Below are 17595 nucleotides of genomic sequence, written 5' to 3'. Positions count from 1 at the left end.
ACAAAAACCAAATAATTGCCGCATATCGGTTTAACGCTTGTTTGTTACGATGAGACCTACTGGAACAAACCTTGGGGGGAAGCAGAATGTCTATTTCGAAAATGCTTAAGTACATCGGTGGTTTATTCGCGGTATTATCCGCACTGCTCATCGTATCTGTCATTCTGCTCAGCAGCAACTACAGCAGCGTGAAGCAAGCGACAGCGAGACAAGCGGAATTCAAGCAGCTCGGCATTGACCTTGCGAACGCATCCGACTTCCTGACGAACGAAGCTCGCCAGTATGTCCAGTTTGGGGATAAAGCCCACTATGACAGTTACTGGAACGAAGTAAACGAGACCAAGACCCGCGACCATATCGTAGCCCGGCTGAAGGAGCTGAACGCGCCTCAAGGGGAGCTTGATCTCATCCAGAAGGCGAAGGATAGCTCGGATGCGCTCGTGAAATCCGAGGATGAAGCGATGAAAGCGGTAGGGAGCGGAGATTTCGATAAAGCACGGCAAATTATGTTCAGCAAGCAGTACGACGCGGACAAGCAGCTTATTATGGACCCGATTACGGAGTTCCAGAACCAGATGAACTCGCGTGCACAGAGTGAGAGCGCAGCCGCCGAGAAGAAGATGTACAACTACCTGTACCTGGTTACAGCCATCATCATTATCGTATCGGTCTGCATGTTCGCATCCATCTTTATCCTGACCCGCAAGCTGAAACCCCTTCGCACGATCGTCTCGAAGCTGGACGAGCTGTCCCACAACGAGGGCGACCTGACAGCCCGTTTGCCGGAAGGCGGCAGAGACGAGATCGGGCAGCTGTCTCGTTCGTTCAATCTCATGCTGGAGAATTACCGATTGTTCATCAGCGAGCTGTCTGTATCCGCGAAGAATATGGCATCCATTGCGTTACATACGACGAAGACGGCCGAGGAAATCGCTGCAGGCAGCGAGAATCAGGCGTATGCTTCACAGAACATTAATGAACTGATGCATGAGCTCAATACGGGCATGGAAACGGTCGCAGGCAGCGCGGAGAGCGTCTCCTCGATGTCCGATACGACGGAGAGACTGGCTCGGTCCGGATACGAGGTCATTTCCAAGTCGGTGGAAGGCATGAATAGGCTGAATGATCAAGTATTGGTGCTCGTGGAGGACTCCGTGAAGATCAACCAAATTATCGAAGTAATCAATGAGATTGCCGAACAGACGAATTTGCTTGCACTCAATGCTGCAATTGAAGCTGCACGGGCGGGCGATCAAGGACGAGGCTTCGCCGTCGTTGCCGATGAGGTCAGGAAGCTGGCCGAACGCAGCGGCGACGCAACGAAGGACATTTCCGGCATCATTAAGACCATGCAGCACAATATGGGTGTGAGCGCGGAGGCTGCCAAAGAAAGTGCGGCGGTTGCCGTGAAGAGCGGCGAGACGTTCGATATGATTTTGACCCAAATTAAAGGCGTTACGGAGAAAGTGGCAGAGATTGCGGCGTCGATGGAGGAGCAGAGCTCGCAATCAGGCGATATCCTCAGTGCGGTCGAAACCATTGCAGCAGGCAGCGAGCAGTCGGCGGCCGGAAGCCAGGAGGCGGTCACGCTGATGCGCCGAATGAGCAGCGTCGCTTCGAAGCTGGAGCAATCGGTATCGACATTTAAGCTGGAATAACTGTTTGTGCTTATATAGGTGAGGTTTAGCCGGCCGGGTTCTCTTCGTGGAGAGCCCGGCTTTTTGATTCGAAATGTACTATAATAGGTTCAACATCATAACCATAACGTGGCAGCGAAGGGGAACGAATACGGATGGGATCGAGGAAAGAGAAGGGCAAGTACGTCAATAGCATTCCGACCAACATGGGAATGAGCGTAAAGTCGATCACCGGCATGCTGCGGGATACGGTGCGAGGCAATCCGAAGCGTAATCCGGCGCAGCCGATTCCGTTCAAGCGGGCGTCGTTCCAAGCACAGCCGACAGCTGATCGGCCGCAGGTGACTTGGTTCGGTCACTCGGCGTTTCTGCTGGAGCTCGAAGGACGGAGGCTGCTGTTCGATCCGATGTTTGCGCAGTCGCCATCGCCTGTTTCATTCTTCGGCGGCAAGCGGTACAGCGGTTCTCTGCCGCTCGAGCCGGAGGAATTCCCGGCGCTTGATGCCATCATTCTATCCCATGACCATTACGATCACTTGCATAAAGGCTCTATTCTGAAGCTCAAGGGGAAGACGAAGCGGTTCATTGTACCGCTTGGCGTAGGGAGCAGGCTGCGCGGCTGGGGCATCGATCCGGCTCAAATTACGGAGCATGATTGGTGGCAGGAGCTGCAGCTGTTTCAGCTGAAGCTGGCATGTACGCCGGCGCGGCATTTCTCGGGACGCGGCTTGTTTGACCGGAATTCGACGCTGTGGTGCTCGTGGGTCATCGCCGGTGAGCGTCATAAGGTATTTTTCAGCGGAGACAGCGGCTACGGACCGCACTTTAAGCAAATCGGCGACAAATACGGTCCATTCGATCTGACGCTTATGGAGTGCGGGCAATATGACGAGCGATGGGCGGCGATTCATATGATGCCGGAACAGACGGTGCAGGCCCATATGGATGTGCAAGGACGTCTGCTAATTCCTGTGCATTGGGGCGCGTTCACGCTCGCGTTCCATGATTGGTTCGATCCGATCGAGCGGGCGGTGAAAGCCGCGAAGGAGCGAGGCGTTGTTATTGCCGCGCCGCATATTGGCGAGACGACCGTGGCGGGCAGCAGCTCGTACAACGTAGAGCCATGGTGGCGGGGATAGAAGGGGGAGCGCGTCATGAAGTACCTCGTAATCAACTGCGATGATTTTGGCCAAAGTCCGGCCATGAACGCCGCGATTATGCACCTGCTCGAGGAGCGCAAAGTATCGTCCGCTACGATGATGGCGCCCGCGCCTGGCTTCGAAGAGGCGGCGGCTTGGAGCAGGAAGCGCGGCCAGTCGAACATCGGGCTGCATCTGACGCTGACGAGCGAATTCGATGCGATTCGCTGGAAGAGCTTGACCGGTGATCCATCGCTGCATGACGAGGACGGCTGCATGTATAAGACGGTGCTGGAGTTCGAGCGCGGCGCGAATACGAAGGCGGTCCTGAAGGAGCTGGACGCGCAGTATGAGCTCGTCCGCAAACATGGCATTACCATTACGCATGCCGATAACCATATGGGCAGCCTGTATGGTATTGCTGCCGGGCGGAGCCATATCCCGCAGGTGCTGATGAAGTGCGCCAAGTGGAAGCTGCCGTTCCGGATATTCCGCCGCGTTCATGAGGACGACGTGCTTGCGACGATCGATGGCGTGGAGCGGGCGGCAAGCAAGGCATCCGCGCTGGCAGGGGCGCTTGGCGTAGCCGTGCCGGATTACTTGCTTTCGCATCCTTTTGAAATCGTGGAAGGGGAGACTTATGAGTCCTTCAAACAGGAAATCATAGCGAAGCTGTACCGGCTGCCTGAGGGAATAAGCGAAACGTACATCCATCCGGGACTTGATGATCCGGCCATGCATGCCTCGATTCCGCATTGGGAGAAGCGGGTGTGGGAGTACCGGCTCATGCTCGATGACGATATGCATGCCGCGATGAAGGATGCCGGTGTGACGCTCGTGGATTACAGCTATATTGCCGAGCACGGCAGGGAACCGCGCCTCCATGCGATGTGGAGGCTTGCCGCGGAGCTGCTGCGAAGAACATAGAGAATAGTTAAAGGCCAGCCCGATATTTCGTCATGGGCTGGCCTTATTCATTCTGCTTAGATGCGGAATTTCTTCACGACAGCGGTGAGCTGATTCGCCAGTGAGCCGAGCGTCTGGGAGGAGCTCGCCGTCTCCTCGGCGGAAGCTGCAGCCTCTTCGCTGATGGATGCGATCGCCTCGATCTGCTTCATCACTTCCTCCGACTGGGCAGCTTGCGCGACGCTTGTGGCGGCGATTTCCTTCGTCTGCTGCGTCACTTCGCCGACGCGATACACAATGCTCTCAAGGGCATTGCCCGCCTGCCGGTATAGAACCTCCGTCGTCGACATCGCCTTCACGCTCTCCTGCGTGCTGTGCTGCATGCCGGTGATGATCGCCGAGATTTGCTTCGTCGCCTCTCCGCTGCGCTCCGCGAGCTTGCGCACCTCATCGGCGACGACTGCGAAGCCGCGTCCTTGGTCGCCGGCCCGCGCGGCCTCAATCGCGGCGTTGAGCGCGAGCAGGTTCGTCTGTTCGGCGATGTCGTTAATAACCTCGATAATGCCGCCGATCTGGATGGAATCCTGCTCAAGCGCATGCATCCGCTGTGACAGATGGTTCATGCTGGCGAGCGATTCGCTGACGGTCTTGCTGCAATTAATCGCGTCCTCGTTCGTGCCGACCGTCAATTTCGTTGCTTCTTGCGCACGGGATCGTGCCTCGTTGACTCCTCGCGAGAGCTGCGTAACGACCTCGGCTGCGGTCTGGGCCGATTCCGCCTGATACATATTGCCGCGCGCCACTTCGTCCGTCGTCGCCGAGATTTCCGCTGCGGCTGACGTTACGCTCTCTGCCGAAGACAGCACTTGGCTAATGAGCTGCCGCAGTCCGTCCGCCATGGCTTCGATCGATTGCGCAATGCTGCCGAGCTCGTCCTTGTCGTGATTCTTCTGCCCGCTGGTTTGAAGCTCGCCTTCGGCGAATCGCCTCGTTTGAATCAATATCGTGTCCACCGATCTCGTAATTCGGCGGATGACGCCGAAGCCGATGATCCCAATCGCCAGCACGAGCAGGCTGATGAGAATATAGATGAACTGATGCGAGGTCTTGTTCGACTTCTGAATGAACTCCGCTTGCGAGATCGCATAGGCATCGAGAAACTCGCCGAGCTCGTTCAAGCTTTCCCGGGCTGTGTCAAACTTGGCGATATCGCTCGAGTGATTAACTGCGCCGCCTGACCAAGCCGTGAAATTGTCCGCGAATTTGTCCAAATTCTCCTGTACCGTAACATGCGACTCCGAATGCTCGCGTGCGAGCAGGTCGTTGTCCGCTAGAATTTGCCCCGCTTTGCCGACCCGCTCGGTTGCCTGCGCAATATTATCGCTCAGATCCTGCTGCTGCTGTTTCAGCTCTTCGTCCGTCAGTTGACCGGCGCCGATCGTCTGATAAGCGACGAGCGCTTGATACATGTCGCGGTCTGCATTCAGAATAAGCGATGTCGACTGGTCGGTGACGTCGTACATCGAGGTCTTCATGGCATTCAAGTTCGTATTGTTCTTCTGAATCAAATAGAGAGTAATGATCATAAACAGCGCAAGCGGAATGATGAGCAAGCCGCTTAGCTTTTTCTTTAATGAAACATTGTTCAACAACCACACAATCGAACAACCCCTTCTGTAAGCTATGATTCATTCTTCGTCTGAATCAAATTATAAGAAATAGGTGTTTAGGAAGTGTGGTGTTAATTGTTTAAAATGTGTTTGTTAGGTCAGATGCTGCGTCTCTTGAATGAGCGCATGCAGGTGCAGGAGCGACGTTTCCAGCTTCGTGGCGTCCGCCGACAGCCCGGCAAACACCTCATCCACGCGGTTCCGGTAGTCACGCGGCGCTAGAGGGAACTGGTCGGCAATAAGCACGGCACCCTTCTCGTTCATCCAATATGTCTCATTCAGGGCAAATAACGCCTGATTAAGGCAGGAGACAGCGCGATAGCAGCAGCCTGCAATATAGGACACGTCCAGACGGGCGATACCCTTCTTGCTGATCAGATAAGAGAAGTCTGCTTCCCATAGAAACTTATCGATAAGCGCTTGCTTCAGAACCGGCGGAAAAGGTGAGGTGCTTGCCTTCAAGCCGGAGAGCATGCCAGTCGCATCCCACAGAATACGGCAGACTGCCGCCTCGCTAACATAGAGCGCGTTCGTATAGCCATGCGGGTGACCGGGATGATAGTCGATGGTCACTTCCCCCGCCAAACACTGGTCCATGACGCGTGCCACCCGCTGCAGGTCGCGGTAGATGAAATCGACGGCAAAGCCCTGCACCGTCAGCCAGCCGCCGCCGTTCACCCACGGTCCCCATCCTCCGATATCGGTCAAGACGGCATCCCCGTCGTCGTGAAGCTCTGCTGCGATTGCCCGCAGGGCGGTTAGGTCCAGCTCTTCCGAGCTATTATAATAAATACCAATATCAATATCAGAAGCAGGCGTATGGGTCCCGCGTGCCCTTGAGCCGCCTAGCACGACAGCCTCGATGCCTTGTATATGCCGCAACTTCTTGGCAATCGCGGCAATGATTTGTTCTGCTTCCATTTGCGTAACCTCCCGTATCGTTAACTCGTATTGAGGAATGTCTGTTTTCAAGGAAAGGGATTGAGACATGCTCATTTATCAGCTCGTTATCATTCTGATCGCTTCCAAGCTAGCAGGTCATATTAGCGTCCGGCTGGGTCAGCCCTCCGTGCTCGGCAAGCTGTTAATCGGGATTATGCTCGGTCCGGCGGTGCTCGGGCTTATTCACGAGACGGAAGTGCTGAAGGAAATTAGCAAAATCGGCGTTATTCTGCTCATGTTCATCGCAGGCCTCGAGACAGACCTGGCAGAGTTCAAGCGGACGGGCAAGTCCGCTGCCTACGTCGGTATCTCCGGCATTATTGTGCCTTTCGGGCTTGGTTATTTAACTGGAACCATGCTTGATATGAAAGCCGCCGAGTCCATCTTCCTCGGCTTGCTGCTCTCCGCGACGAGCGTCAGCATCTCGGTGCAGGCGCTGAAGGAGATGGGCAGTCTGAAGTCGCCGGAAGGGTCGACCATTCTCGGTGCCGCGGTAATCGATGATGTCGTCGTCGTTATTGCGCTGGCTTTTGTCATGAGCTTTACCGGCGGGGACGTCAATCTTGGACTCGTGCTAGTGAAGAAAGGCGTCTTCTTCGCGGTTGCATTCCTGTTCAGCTGGCTGGCTGTACCTTGGTTTCTGCGAAAGTTCTCTACGCTTCGCGTCACGGAGACCGTGATATCCGCAGGGCTTGTCCTCTGCTTCAGTTATGCGTATTTTGCAGAGTACACAGGCGTTGCCGATATTATTGGCGCTTATATCGCCGGTGTTGCGATCAGCACGACTGAATTCAAGCATCAAGTCTTCGAGAAAGTGGAGAGCATCAGTTATTCGATCTTCGTGCCGGTCTTCTTCACATCCATTGGGGTTGCGGTGGAGTTTCACGGGTTGACGGCCAGCAGTTATGTACTTATCGTCGTGCTCAGCCTCATTGCGATTGTCTCGAAATTAGTTGGCGCATCGATTGGCGCCAAGCTGTCGGGCTTCCGCTGGCGCTCGGCGCTCGGCATCGGCGCTGCGATGGTATCGCGCGGCGAAGTGGCGCTCATTATCGCATCGATCGGCCTGGAAGCGGCGCTGATCACGAAGAGCCTGTTCGCCGTCATTGTCGTCGTCGTGCTTGTGACCACAATCGGGACACCGCCAATGATGAAAGTATTCTTCAAAAACAGCGATTGACCTTCCGGTTACGTCTATAAAGAGAAGGTCACTTACGGACAGCATCGTGCTGCTTCGCAAGTGACCTCGTATCGTTGAAATGTAACGGTTAAATGTAAGGCTTCACCGCTTCTCGAGCCCAGTCATGGGCATACGCCCAGCTGGCCCACACCGCGCTCACCCACTTGCGGATCATGGCGTCGCGATTATCGCCGGCTTCCGTATTCAGCACATCCTGCACGGTGACGGGCGCGCTCTCCCTCGGCGGGACAAGCTCCGGCCATACGGTTTTGCTGCGGCCAAGCGCCATATGCACTTGCTGCACCTGTTTGCCGGTAAAGCCATGCTCCTCCACCAAGTAGAGCCCGATGAGCGAAAATGCCGTCGTTATCGCCTTTGTAACACCGCCGGAATGCTGCGCGCCGTAACAGTCCAGTGCGAGCTGATGGATAAACTCCGGTTTGCCGTGCGCTGCGGTGTAGTACGACAGCTGGTTAAACAGCTCGTTGCACTCGCCTGAGGCATGGAAGCGCGCCGGCTCGGCGAAGTACTGATTCGGGAGCAGCAGGCCGCACCCCGGGCATTTGACGATCGATTGTTTCATGGACATTCCGCCTCCCTAATGTGAGTCTATTATGCCAAATAGAACAAAAGAACCTCGGTTTCCGGCAGTTGGCATGCAGCGAAAGACGAGGTTCTTGTTGTTTCCCATAACCGATCTATGAAACTTGGTTTAAGTCGATTATAGCGGATGGGGGCGAGCTGTGCACGAACTACTTTGGCAATAATTAGCTAAAGCGCTTCCGAAGAAACGCGATCCGTTCCCGATTCTGATACTCGCTCACTTCATGCCCGCTGAACGGGTAGTCGTAGATAACCTTCTCGGATGTAATCCGGTTATAAACCGCATAGATGGTCTCCGGCAGGCAGACGCCATCCTTCCAGCCGACGGACATCAGCACCGGCACTTTGATGCGCGGAGCCAGGTTCAGCATGTCGTAGTGCGCGAGCGTGTGCAGGATGGCCTCGAGCCGATCCGGATAACGCTTCAGATGCTGGGCAACCTCCGTGAGCGAGCTGCCCGAGTTCAGTACGCCGAAATCCATATGGCACATATTCGGAATGTCTGCGATGATGGCCGATACTTGCGGATTCAGCGCGGCCGAGATGAGCGCCAGTCCGCCGCCTTGGCTGCCGCCGACCGTGGCGATCTTGGCAGCATCGACCTCCGGTTGTGCCGCTGCCGCGTCGACCGCGCGCACGACGTCGATGGTAAGGGCATGGTAGTACGAGCCTTCCGGCACGAGCAGGTTGCTCGATACCCAGCCTTTCACCGAACCGGACTGTTCCGGCATATAGTTGCCGGTCTCACCGCCTTGACCGCGCACGTCGACTGCGAACACGGCATAGCCGAGGAGGAGCCATTGCGCATAGCGCTCTGGATAGCCGCGGTCATCGGTGTAGCCCGGGAAGGTGACGATGGTCGGATACTTCGATGTCTGTGCGGCGTCAGGTGCATGCGGTACCATGAACCAGCCGTGAATCGGCGTATCGTCATAGCCTTTATACGTTAATTTATCGATCGTGACGTTGGGAAAAGGGGACTCCTGCCGCTCGCGCTCGATGGCAAGCGGCTGGTTCTCGTAGGCTTGTAATGCGGAATCCCAGAAGGCGTCCAGCTGTGCAGCGTCAATAGTCGGTTCCGCCGTATATTGCTGAAGCTCGCGTCCGCGGCGTGTAATGGCATGATTCATCGTCATTGTAGATAGGACCTCCTGATTCGAAAATTAGTTATAGGTCTGAGCGATCGATTGTGCGCTGCTTGAAGCGGTAGCTTGTTTGCGGGCAGAAGCAGCCGCCCATAGAATGACGGCCAGCAGCAGCAGTGCGGTCCCGGCGAACAGCCAGCGAACCGCATCCGGTCCTTGCTGGTCGAGGAACCAGCCGGTTCCTTTCGGCAGCAGCCCGCCGCCGATACCGCCGCATGCCATGAGCAGGCTCGTCGTCCGTTCGGTCATGCCAGGCGTTGCCCGATTGGCGAAGACGAGTGCGATAGCGAACATGCCGGACATCATGAAACCGACGGCAAAAGCAAGCAGGAACGCCGACGTCGCGCCCGTAAATACGGTCATCAGCACGAACAGGATGGCCGAAATGAAGCAGGTGACGATCAGGTACATCGCGCCGCCGATCCGGTCTGCAATCTGGCCGGCGATGAGCCGCCCGACGACCATCGCGCCCCAGAACAAGCTGATCGCGAGCGTTGCGGATGATTCAGGCAGATGGTTCGTGTTAACGAGCAGCGAAGGCAGATAGTTGATATAGCTCATCTCGAGTCCGACGTAGACGAAGAAGAACAAGGCGCACGCGGCAAGGGTGATCAGCATCCGGGACTTCTGCGGAGCTGCGGTGGCTGCGACCGTGCCGTGGGCGTTGCCCGAGCTCGCGTGGGCGTCGGCTGCTGGACGGTCCAGCACCTTCGGCCACCAGAAGAACCAGAGCGCGAAAGTGATGAAGGAGAGGACGCCGACGAAGCTGAATGACAGCTTCCACAGTCCTGCTTGAATCAGTGCGGCGCCAGCGAACGGGATAAGCAGCGCACCGACGCCGAAAAACGTCTCGACGCGGCTCATCGCGGTGTTCGCTTTCTCCCCCGAGTAGCCGATAATGAGCGAGCCGACGACTGCTTCCGTCATGCCAAGGCCGATCCCGGCAAAAGGAGCGATGGTTAGCATGACGCCCCACGGGGGCAGCAGGGAGTAAAGGAATTCAGGAATAATGATGAAGGCGATGGAAAGCAGCAGCACGAATTTCTTGCCGCGCTTGGCAATGAGCCATGGCGCGAACAGGATGCCGACCATGCCGCCCAGGAACTGATGCATAACGAGCTGTCCGCCGTCACTGTATTCGATGCCGTAAGCGTGGACCATCGGCTCCATAACCGAGCCGATTACGAGCTGTCCAAGCCCGGTAACCAAGTAGGCGATGCAGCCTAAAATAACAAGCCGTAACATTTCACTTCTCCTCACTAATAATAGCTGTCAGCTGGAATAGACTGTCTCCACCTTACCATAATTGGGAGTGAGGGACGAGGGGGTAAAACGCAGGTGTTCCTTTGCGATGGAGGAAAAGCAAAAACCCGCGCTGTTCATTCCCGGCGCGGGTTTCCTATTTATCACAGGTTGCTCGGCCATAGGACGAGCGAGCGGTTGTCGCGCTCGGCGCCCAGCGATCGGAGCACCTCGGCTGCTGCGGATTCGGTGATTGGCTCGCCGTTCCAGCGGTCGATCTTGATCTTGCTTAGCTTCTGCTGGCGAAGCAGTGTGCGGAAGATGTCCTTCAGCGGCGTCTGCGGCGGTGATGCTGCGTCTGCCGAGGGGGAAGCGGGGGCACCGCCTGAGCTTAATGCGGTGTTCGCGTTGTCATCGGCGCTTGAGCTGACGCTGGCTTGGGGCAGCTCCACGATGTTCCGGCCGTTGTTCTCCAGCCAGTACCTCCAGCGTCCGTGCTGGAGAACGAGGAAGTTGCCGCTTTTGCGCGCGAAGCCGGTGCCTTTGCCGGCGGATGGCCAATCGGCGGCGAGGCCGAACGGATTGGCGGGATCGGTCGCGGCGAGCACGGTAATCGTGTCGCTGTCTTGATTCATCATCGGCTGGCGGACAGAATCGATATGCTCGCGCCTTGCGAATTGCAGCGTCTGCACGCCCTGCACCAGCAGGCCGCGCGTCACGACGCCCCACTGCTCGAGCTGCTTCAGCACCTGCAGCAGCTCGTCCCAGCTGAAGGGAGACAGCTGCTGCACCAGGTCTTTGGACACGATGCCGAAGCTGTCCAGCAGATGCTGCGCCCAGTGCAGCGCCGACTCCGACAGGTCGGAGGTGACGGCACGCAGCTCGGCGGCACCCAGCGTGTGTTCGGCCGTGTGGTCGGTAGTATGGTTGGAGCTGCCGGCCACGGCTGGGCGGTGAGCGCTGCCCACTAGGTCGGCGGCTGGCTCGGCGAGCGAGCCGGTCCAGTACCAGCGCCCGAGGCCGGAGCCGGTCCGCGCGAGCTGCTTGCCCTTCGTGAGCAGCTGCAGCCGCAGCGGTGCGAACTGGTCGTTGGAGACGCCGCCTTCCCAGACGAGCGCGAGCAGCTCTTCCAGCAGCTCGGACGGGACTTTGCCGTAGTCGCGGCTAAGCCGCGTCAGGAAGCTGGCGCCGCCCTCCTGCAGCAGCGCGAGCAGCTGCGGATGCTTCGTCCCGGCCGCCGCCTGAGCTGCGGCGGACTGCGCAATAATCGGCGCGTAGAGCGCCTTCGATTCGGTGAGGAAGAAGGCAATCTTGCCTTCTTTCTCCGTTTCTTCTTTGCGTCCGAGCCAGATGACCTCGCCCGAGGCGCAGAGCAGATCGAGATCCTCTTTCCGGTAGCCCGTCACGCGGGCTGGAAAGATGAGCGATTCCCAGTGCGAGGCCGGCAGGAAGAAGCCCTGCAGCCGCTCGATGACCGCGCGCAAGCCGTCGATGCCGCTAAGCTGCGTGCCGGACAACGCATGCTGGAGCGACGACATATGCGCGCACCAGCGAATCGGGTCGACCGGCTCGGCCTGCTTGCGCGCCTGCTCCAGCGACAACCGGATGAGCCGCTTCGCCACTTGGCGGCTCGTCCATATCCGCTCCTGGCCGCTCTCGGCGAACGGCGCGAGCTCGGTCCGATCCAGCGCGAGCAGCGTATCGGCGACGCGCGCCGCCTCGCTCGCGGACAAGCGCGGATACCGTTCACGCAGCTCCGCTTCGGTGAACGAGATCCGCTGCTCCGCGAAGCGCCCGGCCACGAAGGCGATCGCGCGCTCGGTCTGCGGGAACTCGGCGTACAGCTCGAGTTCCTCGGCGCAAATCCAGCGCTGCGCCGAGGAGCCCAGCGGCAGCTGCACGATGCGCCCGCTTGCGGCGAGCGCCTGCAGCCACTCAGCGACTTCGCCGCCGCCCGCGATGGAGACGAGCTCTTCCTCGCTCATATCGCCGCGCCGTTTGAGCAGCGTGTACAGCTCATCCGCGCTTGAAGGAATGAGCTGGCCGGCCTCGAGCCGCTCCTGCTCCGCCCGTGCAATGGCGGGGTCGACCGCCCGCTGCACGGCCTCTTCGCCGAACAGCTGACCCGCGAGCGACTTGCTGACGCTGAGCAGCTGCAGCTGCGTCGCTTCGCTTAACCCGTCGCCCTCGTACAGCAAGGAGTTGGCATAGTCGGCGAGAAACTGAACGGCAAAGGGCGACGGCGCCTGTGATTCTTTGACCGCCACTTGAATGTCCCCGGACGTGATTCCCTCCAGCATCTGCTTGAGTCCATTCGTATCCAAATACTCATGCAGGCACTCCCGCATCGCTTCCTGCAAGTAAGGGAACTGCTCCGCATAAGGGAGCGATTGCTTCAGCAGTTCCTCGCAGCGCAGCCGCTTTTGCCACATTGGCGTTCGGGTGAAGCTGCGCGAGAGCAGCAGCGATGTCTCTGCAATCCGGCGAAAAGCAATCGCCAGCAAGGGAGATCCCGTAATCGCCTCTGTCAGCAACGGCTCCAAGCTTGAGGCTGTAATCTGCCATAGCGTCTGCAGCCAGGAAGCATCCCAATCCGGGACAACTAACTCAATGCCGTTGTCTTTGGCGTTGCCGTACACACTGTACGGGAGCAGTCGCTGAAACTGCCGCTGGATGGCGAGCAGCCATGTTCGGTTCAGCCGCCGCCCGTACGGATTATGAACGATAATCCGGGTCTGGTTCATAAGATCACGGTAATGCTCAATAATAATTCGTCGTGACGTCGGCACCCCTAGTGCCCGGTGCTGTGCGCGTATGAGATCAATCAGCTCTGAAGCGGCGTACTGATCAAGCCCGTATTCCGTGTCGAGCCATGCGATAGTCGCCTGTTCACGTTCCCATTCGTCGTTGCCTGCCTGCTCATGAAGCGCAAGCCGCACCGACGTTAGTTCCTCCAGAAACTCGCCGAGCTGGATCCCAACCTCATAGCTGCGACTGCCTGCCTCCGCCCGCCAAAATGGAATTTCGCTGAAGCGGTTCGGCGCTTCCTTGACATAGACGCGGTCGTTCTCGATGCTGCTGATCATCCACGAGCTTGTCCCGAGCTGAAAAACATCGCCAACGCGGCTCTCCGCGATATATTCTTCATCCAGCTCCCCAAGCAGCGAGCGGCTGTCGAGATGGTGCACGGGGTAGGCGGAGCTTGACGGAATGGTGCCAGCGCCCGTAATCGCGGCCATCGCCGTATTCGCGCGTTTGTGCAGCCGATCTGCACTGCGGTCCCAATCCATGAGCGGGCGGGCAAAAGGGTAAAATCCCGTCAGCACCTTCAGCGCCGCTTCCAGCCGCTCGCGCGGAAAAGTCCGATAGCATTCGCTGCCGGCAATGAGCTTATGCAGCTCGCCGACGGATAGATCTGCCGCGGCGACCATCGAGGTCATATGCTGCGACAGCACATCGAGCGGCTCATGCGGCAGCACGATCGCTTCGATGTCGCGCAGGGCGATGTCGCGGCATAGCACTGCCGCTTCGGGCAGTTCGCTGCGCTGGCGCGCCACGATGTAGCCGCGGCTGACGTCGCCGACGGCATGGCCTGCGCGCCCGATGCGCTGAATGCCGGCCGCGGCGGCTTTGGGCGAGTCGACCTGAATGACGAGGTCGACATGCCCTACATCAATGCCGAGCTCGAGCGAGGAAGTGGCGACGAGGCAGCGCAGCTCGCCCGCCTTCAGCATGCGCTCGACCTCGAGCCGCCGCTCGCGCGCGAGGCTGCCGTGATGGGCGCGCGCCAGCTCATAGCCGGCGTGCTCGTTCAGCCGCAGCACGAGCCGCTCGCACAGGCGGCGGCTGTTCACGAACAAGAGCGCGGAGCGCGCGCCGTCCATCAGCGCCATCATCCGTTCGATGATGGGCTGCCACACGCCGTCGCGAGTGCGCGCAGGGCGGCTCAGGTCCGGCATCGTGACGCGGACCTGCATGTTCTTCGTCATCGCGCTCTCGACGATGACGACAGGGCGCTGCGCGTAGCCGAACGGATGCGCAGGCGCAGTCAGCTCTTCCTCGCTTTTCACTGCTCCCTGGCCCGGTTCTGCCGCCAGCGGCGCGCCAATTCCCGCCGGCTCCCAGCCGCCAAGAAACCGCGCCACGCGCGACAGCGGCTTCTGCGTCGCAGACACGCCGATGCGCTGCACGGGCCGACCCGCGAGCGCCGACAGCCGCTCAAGCGACAGCGACAGATGCGCGCCGCGCTTGTCGCCGGCAAGGCTGTGAATTTCGTCGACGATCACCGACTCGACCGTCCCCAGCATCCCGCGACCCTTGTCCGAGGTCAGCAGCAAATAAAGCGACTCCGGCGTCGTCACGAGGACGTCCGGCGGTCGCTTCGCCATGCGCACCCGCTCATGTGACGGCGTGTCGCCGGTGCGCACAGCGGAGCGGATGGACGGCCAATCGCGTCCATGCTCCGCGGCGAAGCGTTCGATCTCGTCCATGAACCCGACGAGGTGGTGCTGGATATCATTATTCAGCGCTTTAAGCGGCGTTATATAGAGCACCCGCACGCCTGGTGCGATGCTGGCACCGCGCGAAGCCGCATCCGCCTTCATCAGCGCAAGCCGATTGATGCATGGCAGCAGCGCAGCAAGCGTCTTGCCTGAGCCGGTCGGCGCAGCGATGAGCGTGTGCTGATCCTGCATAATCGAGGCCCATGCATCCAGCTGCACAGGGGTCGGCTCTCCGAAGCTGTGTCCGAACCAGCCGGCTAATGTATGGTGAAATCCTGCCGAAGCGAAGGGAGGTAACATGGCGAAGCTCCTTTGCCTTGAGAAATGCAATCTATTTGGTCGCTAACCTCATTCTATCATCCTACTAATCATTTTTTGTCAATTGATTCCTCTTTAATCGTTGGGTAAGCTGCCTCGATCAAAAAATCCGGTCAGTTTGCGGTCCATTCGACATAGAATTAGAAAAAAAGCCGCAGCCAAATCAAATCGGGAGGTATCGGCCATATGGCAGGATGGCAGGACAACTTAGAGAAGCGCAGAGCAGAGTGGAAGAAGCTGGAGTATGCGATGACGGATACGCTTGCGGGCAGGCGGGTGCTTCGGGTAGCAGGACCGCGTTCGCCAAGGCTTACGACGCCGGTATCGAAGGCGGTTCGGCAGGAGGAATTGAGCGCAGTGGCTGAGACGTTCGACGCCGGACTTGCGTGCTTCTGCCTCGGGGAGCTGACGCCCGAGCAGCGGGCGCAGTTTCTGCACAACTGGCATGCAAGGCTTGCTTCCGGCGCGACGGTTGTAATGGCTGACCGACGCAGCGAGGGCTGCACGACGCCTGTGGAGCTATACGATCTCTTCGCACCGCTGGGAACCGCACTCGACGTTCAAGTCGGCCGCACATTCTGGTGGGTCCGCTACGAGCGCCGCTAAGCTAGGTAGCTGTCGCGCCATCCCTCGCCCAAACAAAAAACGAGCTCGCCTCTACGCAAGAGGTGAACTCGTTTTTTGTTGCAGCTTCAAATTAATCGGAGTCTCCATCGCCTGGTTCATCAGACGGCTCGTCAGCGTATTTCTCATACGTTTTCGGGCTCATAACGCGGCGTGCAGTGACATAGCGCTTAGAATAGTAGGAATCGCTGAGTGCGCTGATCGTAACACCTTTACTCGAAGAGGCATGTGCAAACTTGCCGTCTCCTACGTAAATGCCGACATGCGAGATTCCTTTGCCTGTCGTATTGAAAAATACCAGGTCGCCTGCAATCAAGTCGTCTTTCGCGACTTTCTTGCCAAGCGATGCTTGCGAACGGGATGCATGCGGGATGCTAACGCCTAGTTTGTTGTAGACGTACATTGTAAATCCCGAGCAGTCAAACCCCTTCGTTGTTGTTCCCGTATACGAATACGGGGTCCCGATCAGATCACTGATGACGCCGTCCATTTTGGAATCTGCAAAAACGCTTCCAGCTTGGAATAATAGGAGCATCGCAAGACCGATCAGTAATGCGGAAATCTTCTTCAAAACGGGAAACTCCTTCCGGTGCCTACGAGGTTAGCTGTGGGGTTCGGTTGAAGGCTCCCTATGATCACCTCTGGCATTCGCGACTTGCTCGTACATGCGAATGTCGGGATCAATTCACCCAGAATGGTTCCCCCGTTTCCCGTGAAAGGGAATTCGGCAAAATTTTCTTTTCGAGGAAAAAGTATTCGATCATTTTCTCGGTTCTCCTTCCGAGTTCACAAGTTGTTCACAAATTAAAATTATTAGAATGCAACTTTTTGGATGTTCAACTCGTTGGGACACCTGCGTTTGAGCGCCAATTGGGCATATCGTCCTCCTTCAACGAATTTAGGAAAAATATGGCGATAACTGTCTTTTAGCAAATCTTTAGGCGGCGACACCGATGTCGGTTGAAACGCGTCTGTTGACGACGCAAAAGTGCCTCCCGCTTCGTGAGCTAACCGGCACGATGTTTCGCGGCGGAGTGTGTGCCTCTGAGAGCGGGAAAAGCCTCTCTCAGAGCGGAAATCTCCCCGAATCCATACTAAGAGAGGAAAAAGCCTCTCTCAAGGGAGAGGCCCGAGTATCGCTGACCAAGCAAAAAAGGGGATGCGATCATCTCGATCGCATCCCCTTTTTCGTCCAATTTTAGACAAACGTAACGGCATTGCCATTGCTCAGCAGCTGCTGCCTCATTGCTGGCTGTAGTGGATTTATCCACTGTAGAAGGGCTCAAACAACCGAAATAAAGATCTATAATGGAAAAATCCACTCATTTTGGCTGAAAATCGGCTGTTTTAGCCATTTCAGCCGAAAATGAGTGGATAAAGAGTCAATTTCATAATGAATAACCCCTTGGAATTAAAGGCTTTTTAGCATGCAAAAAAGGAGTGCCTCCCCAATTTCTCGAAGTTATGGTTACCACACCAAATAACTGAGAAAAGAAAGGAGCACTCCTATGTACTCTTTTCAACAAGAAGAGCTGTTTTCCTTCGAGGATTTAATGGAATTTGAGGCCGAAGCAAAATATACAGCTATTTTATCCCATTTGCCGATTGGGACCATCCTACACGCGATCAGTGGTTCTCCTCAGCGCGGGCGTCCGGAATCGATCAATACGCGGGCCATGATCTACTC

Annotated in this window: 12 protein-coding genes and 1 riboswitch; of the genes, 5 read left to right on the top strand and 7 right to left on the bottom strand. The window is 57.4% G+C overall.

Annotation, left to right across the window (positions count from 1 at the left end):
* Positions 1 to 86 precede the first annotated feature (86 nt).
* From A8990_RS31760 to A8990_RS29275, 3 genes are all read left to right on the top strand, one after another.
* Complete coding sequence (locus tag A8990_RS31760; protein ID WP_116192558.1) at positions 87 to 1658, top strand: methyl-accepting chemotaxis protein; 1572 nt, start codon at positions 87 to 89, stop codon at positions 1656 to 1658.
* A 134-nt stretch (positions 1659 to 1792) separates the two neighbouring features.
* Entirely contained in the window at positions 1793 to 2776 is a 984-nt protein-coding gene (locus tag A8990_RS29280) for an MBL fold metallo-hydrolase (RefSeq protein WP_116192557.1), read from the top strand.
* Positions 2777 to 2791: 15 nt separating this feature from the next.
* Complete coding sequence (locus tag A8990_RS29275; protein ID WP_116192556.1) at positions 2792 to 3703, top strand: polysaccharide deacetylase family protein; 912 nt, start codon at positions 2792 to 2794, stop codon at positions 3701 to 3703.
* 56 nt (positions 3704 to 3759) lie between these two features.
* On the opposite strand, the gene A8990_RS29270 is transcribed toward A8990_RS29275, so the two are convergent.
* On the bottom strand, positions 3760 to 5340 hold the full coding sequence (locus A8990_RS29270; RefSeq protein ID WP_116192555.1) for a methyl-accepting chemotaxis protein: 1581 nt from the start codon (positions 5338 to 5340) through the stop codon (positions 3760 to 3762).
* A gap of 105 nt (positions 5341 to 5445) precedes the next feature.
* The gene (locus A8990_RS29265; protein ID WP_116192554.1) at positions 5446 to 6273 is read right to left on the bottom strand and encodes a nucleotidyltransferase domain-containing protein; all 828 of its coding nucleotides are present in this window, start codon (positions 6271 to 6273) and stop codon (positions 5446 to 5448) included.
* A 67-nt stretch (positions 6274 to 6340) separates the two neighbouring features.
* Between A8990_RS29265 and A8990_RS29260 the strand changes: the two genes are divergently transcribed.
* The gene (locus A8990_RS29260) at positions 6341 to 7474 is read left to right on the top strand and encodes a cation:proton antiporter (RefSeq protein ID WP_116192553.1); all 1134 of its coding nucleotides are present in this window, start codon (positions 6341 to 6343) and stop codon (positions 7472 to 7474) included.
* 88 nt (positions 7475 to 7562) lie between these two features.
* On the opposite strand, the gene A8990_RS29255 is transcribed toward A8990_RS29260, so the two are convergent.
* The 4 genes from A8990_RS29255 to A8990_RS29240 form a co-directional block, all read right to left on the bottom strand.
* Positions 7563 to 8057 (bottom strand): DUF5946 family protein, encoded by a 495-nt coding sequence (locus tag A8990_RS29255; protein ID WP_116192552.1) that lies wholly within the window; start codon positions 8055 to 8057, stop codon positions 7563 to 7565.
* 184 nt (positions 8058 to 8241) lie between these two features.
* The gene (locus tag A8990_RS29250; RefSeq protein ID WP_116192571.1) at positions 8242 to 9207 is read right to left on the bottom strand and encodes an acetylxylan esterase; all 966 of its coding nucleotides are present in this window, start codon (positions 9205 to 9207) and stop codon (positions 8242 to 8244) included.
* Between the two features lie 33 nt (positions 9208 to 9240).
* Entirely contained in the window at positions 9241 to 10467 is a 1227-nt protein-coding gene (locus tag A8990_RS29245) for an MFS transporter (protein ID WP_116192551.1), read from the bottom strand.
* A gap of 161 nt (positions 10468 to 10628) precedes the next feature.
* Entirely contained in the window at positions 10629 to 15158 is a 4530-nt protein-coding gene (locus A8990_RS29240; protein ID WP_245996292.1) for a DEAD/DEAH box helicase, read from the bottom strand.
* Positions 15159 to 15470: 312 nt separating this feature from the next.
* Here A8990_RS29240 and A8990_RS29235 point away from each other — a divergent pair, with 312 nt between their 5' ends.
* Complete coding sequence (locus A8990_RS29235) at positions 15471 to 15890, top strand: class I SAM-dependent methyltransferase (RefSeq protein ID WP_116192549.1); 420 nt, start codon at positions 15471 to 15473, stop codon at positions 15888 to 15890.
* A 91-nt stretch (positions 15891 to 15981) separates the two neighbouring features.
* On the opposite strand, the gene A8990_RS29230 is transcribed toward A8990_RS29235, so the two are convergent.
* On the bottom strand, positions 15982 to 16479 hold the full coding sequence (locus A8990_RS29230; protein WP_245996291.1) for a C40 family peptidase: 498 nt from the start codon (positions 16477 to 16479) through the stop codon (positions 15982 to 15984).
* 4 nt (positions 16480 to 16483) lie between these two features.
* Positions 16484 to 16648, bottom strand: a riboswitch (cyclic di-AMP (ydaO/yuaA leader).
* Positions 16649 to 17595 lie beyond the last annotated feature (947 nt).

The organism is Paenibacillus taihuensis (assembly GCF_003386535.1).
Taxonomy (GTDB): Bacteria; Bacillota; Bacilli; order Paenibacillales; family Paenibacillaceae; genus Paenibacillus_Z; species Paenibacillus_Z taihuensis.
This window is presented reverse-complemented; position numbering and strand designations above follow the sequence as displayed.

Bases quoted from the DNA above. Each gene is read 5' to 3' on its own strand.
- A8990_RS31760 (WP_116192558.1), top strand. From the start codon at position 87: ATGTCTATTTCGAAAATGCTTAAGTACATCGGTGGTTTATTCGCGGTA.
- A8990_RS29280 (WP_116192557.1), top strand. From the start codon at position 1,793: ATGGGATCGAGGAAAGAGAAGGGCAAGTACGTCAATAGCATTCCGACC.
- A8990_RS29275 (WP_116192556.1), top strand. From the start codon at position 2,792: ATGAAGTACCTCGTAATCAACTGCGATGATTTTGGCCAAAGTCCGGCC.
- A8990_RS29265 (WP_116192554.1), bottom strand. From the start codon at position 6,273: ATGGAAGCAGAACAAATCATTGCCGCGATTGCCAAGAAGTTGCGGCAT.
- A8990_RS29260 (WP_116192553.1), top strand. From the start codon at position 6,341: ATGCTCATTTATCAGCTCGTTATCATTCTGATCGCTTCCAAGCTAGCA.
- A8990_RS29255 (WP_116192552.1), bottom strand. From the start codon at position 8,057: ATGAAACAATCGATCGTCAAATGCCCGGGGTGCGGCCTGCTGCTCCCG.
- A8990_RS29250 (WP_116192571.1), bottom strand. From the start codon at position 9,207: ATGAATCATGCCATTACACGCCGCGGACGCGAGCTTCAGCAATATACG.
- A8990_RS29245 (WP_116192551.1), bottom strand. From the start codon at position 10,467: ATGTTACGGCTTGTTATTTTAGGCTGCATCGCCTACTTGGTTACCGGG.
- A8990_RS29240 (WP_245996292.1), bottom strand. From the start codon at position 15,158: ATGCAGGATCAGCACACGCTCATCGCTGCGCCGACCGGCTCAGGCAAG.
- A8990_RS29235 (WP_116192549.1), top strand. From the start codon at position 15,471: ATGGCAGGATGGCAGGACAACTTAGAGAAGCGCAGAGCAGAGTGGAAG.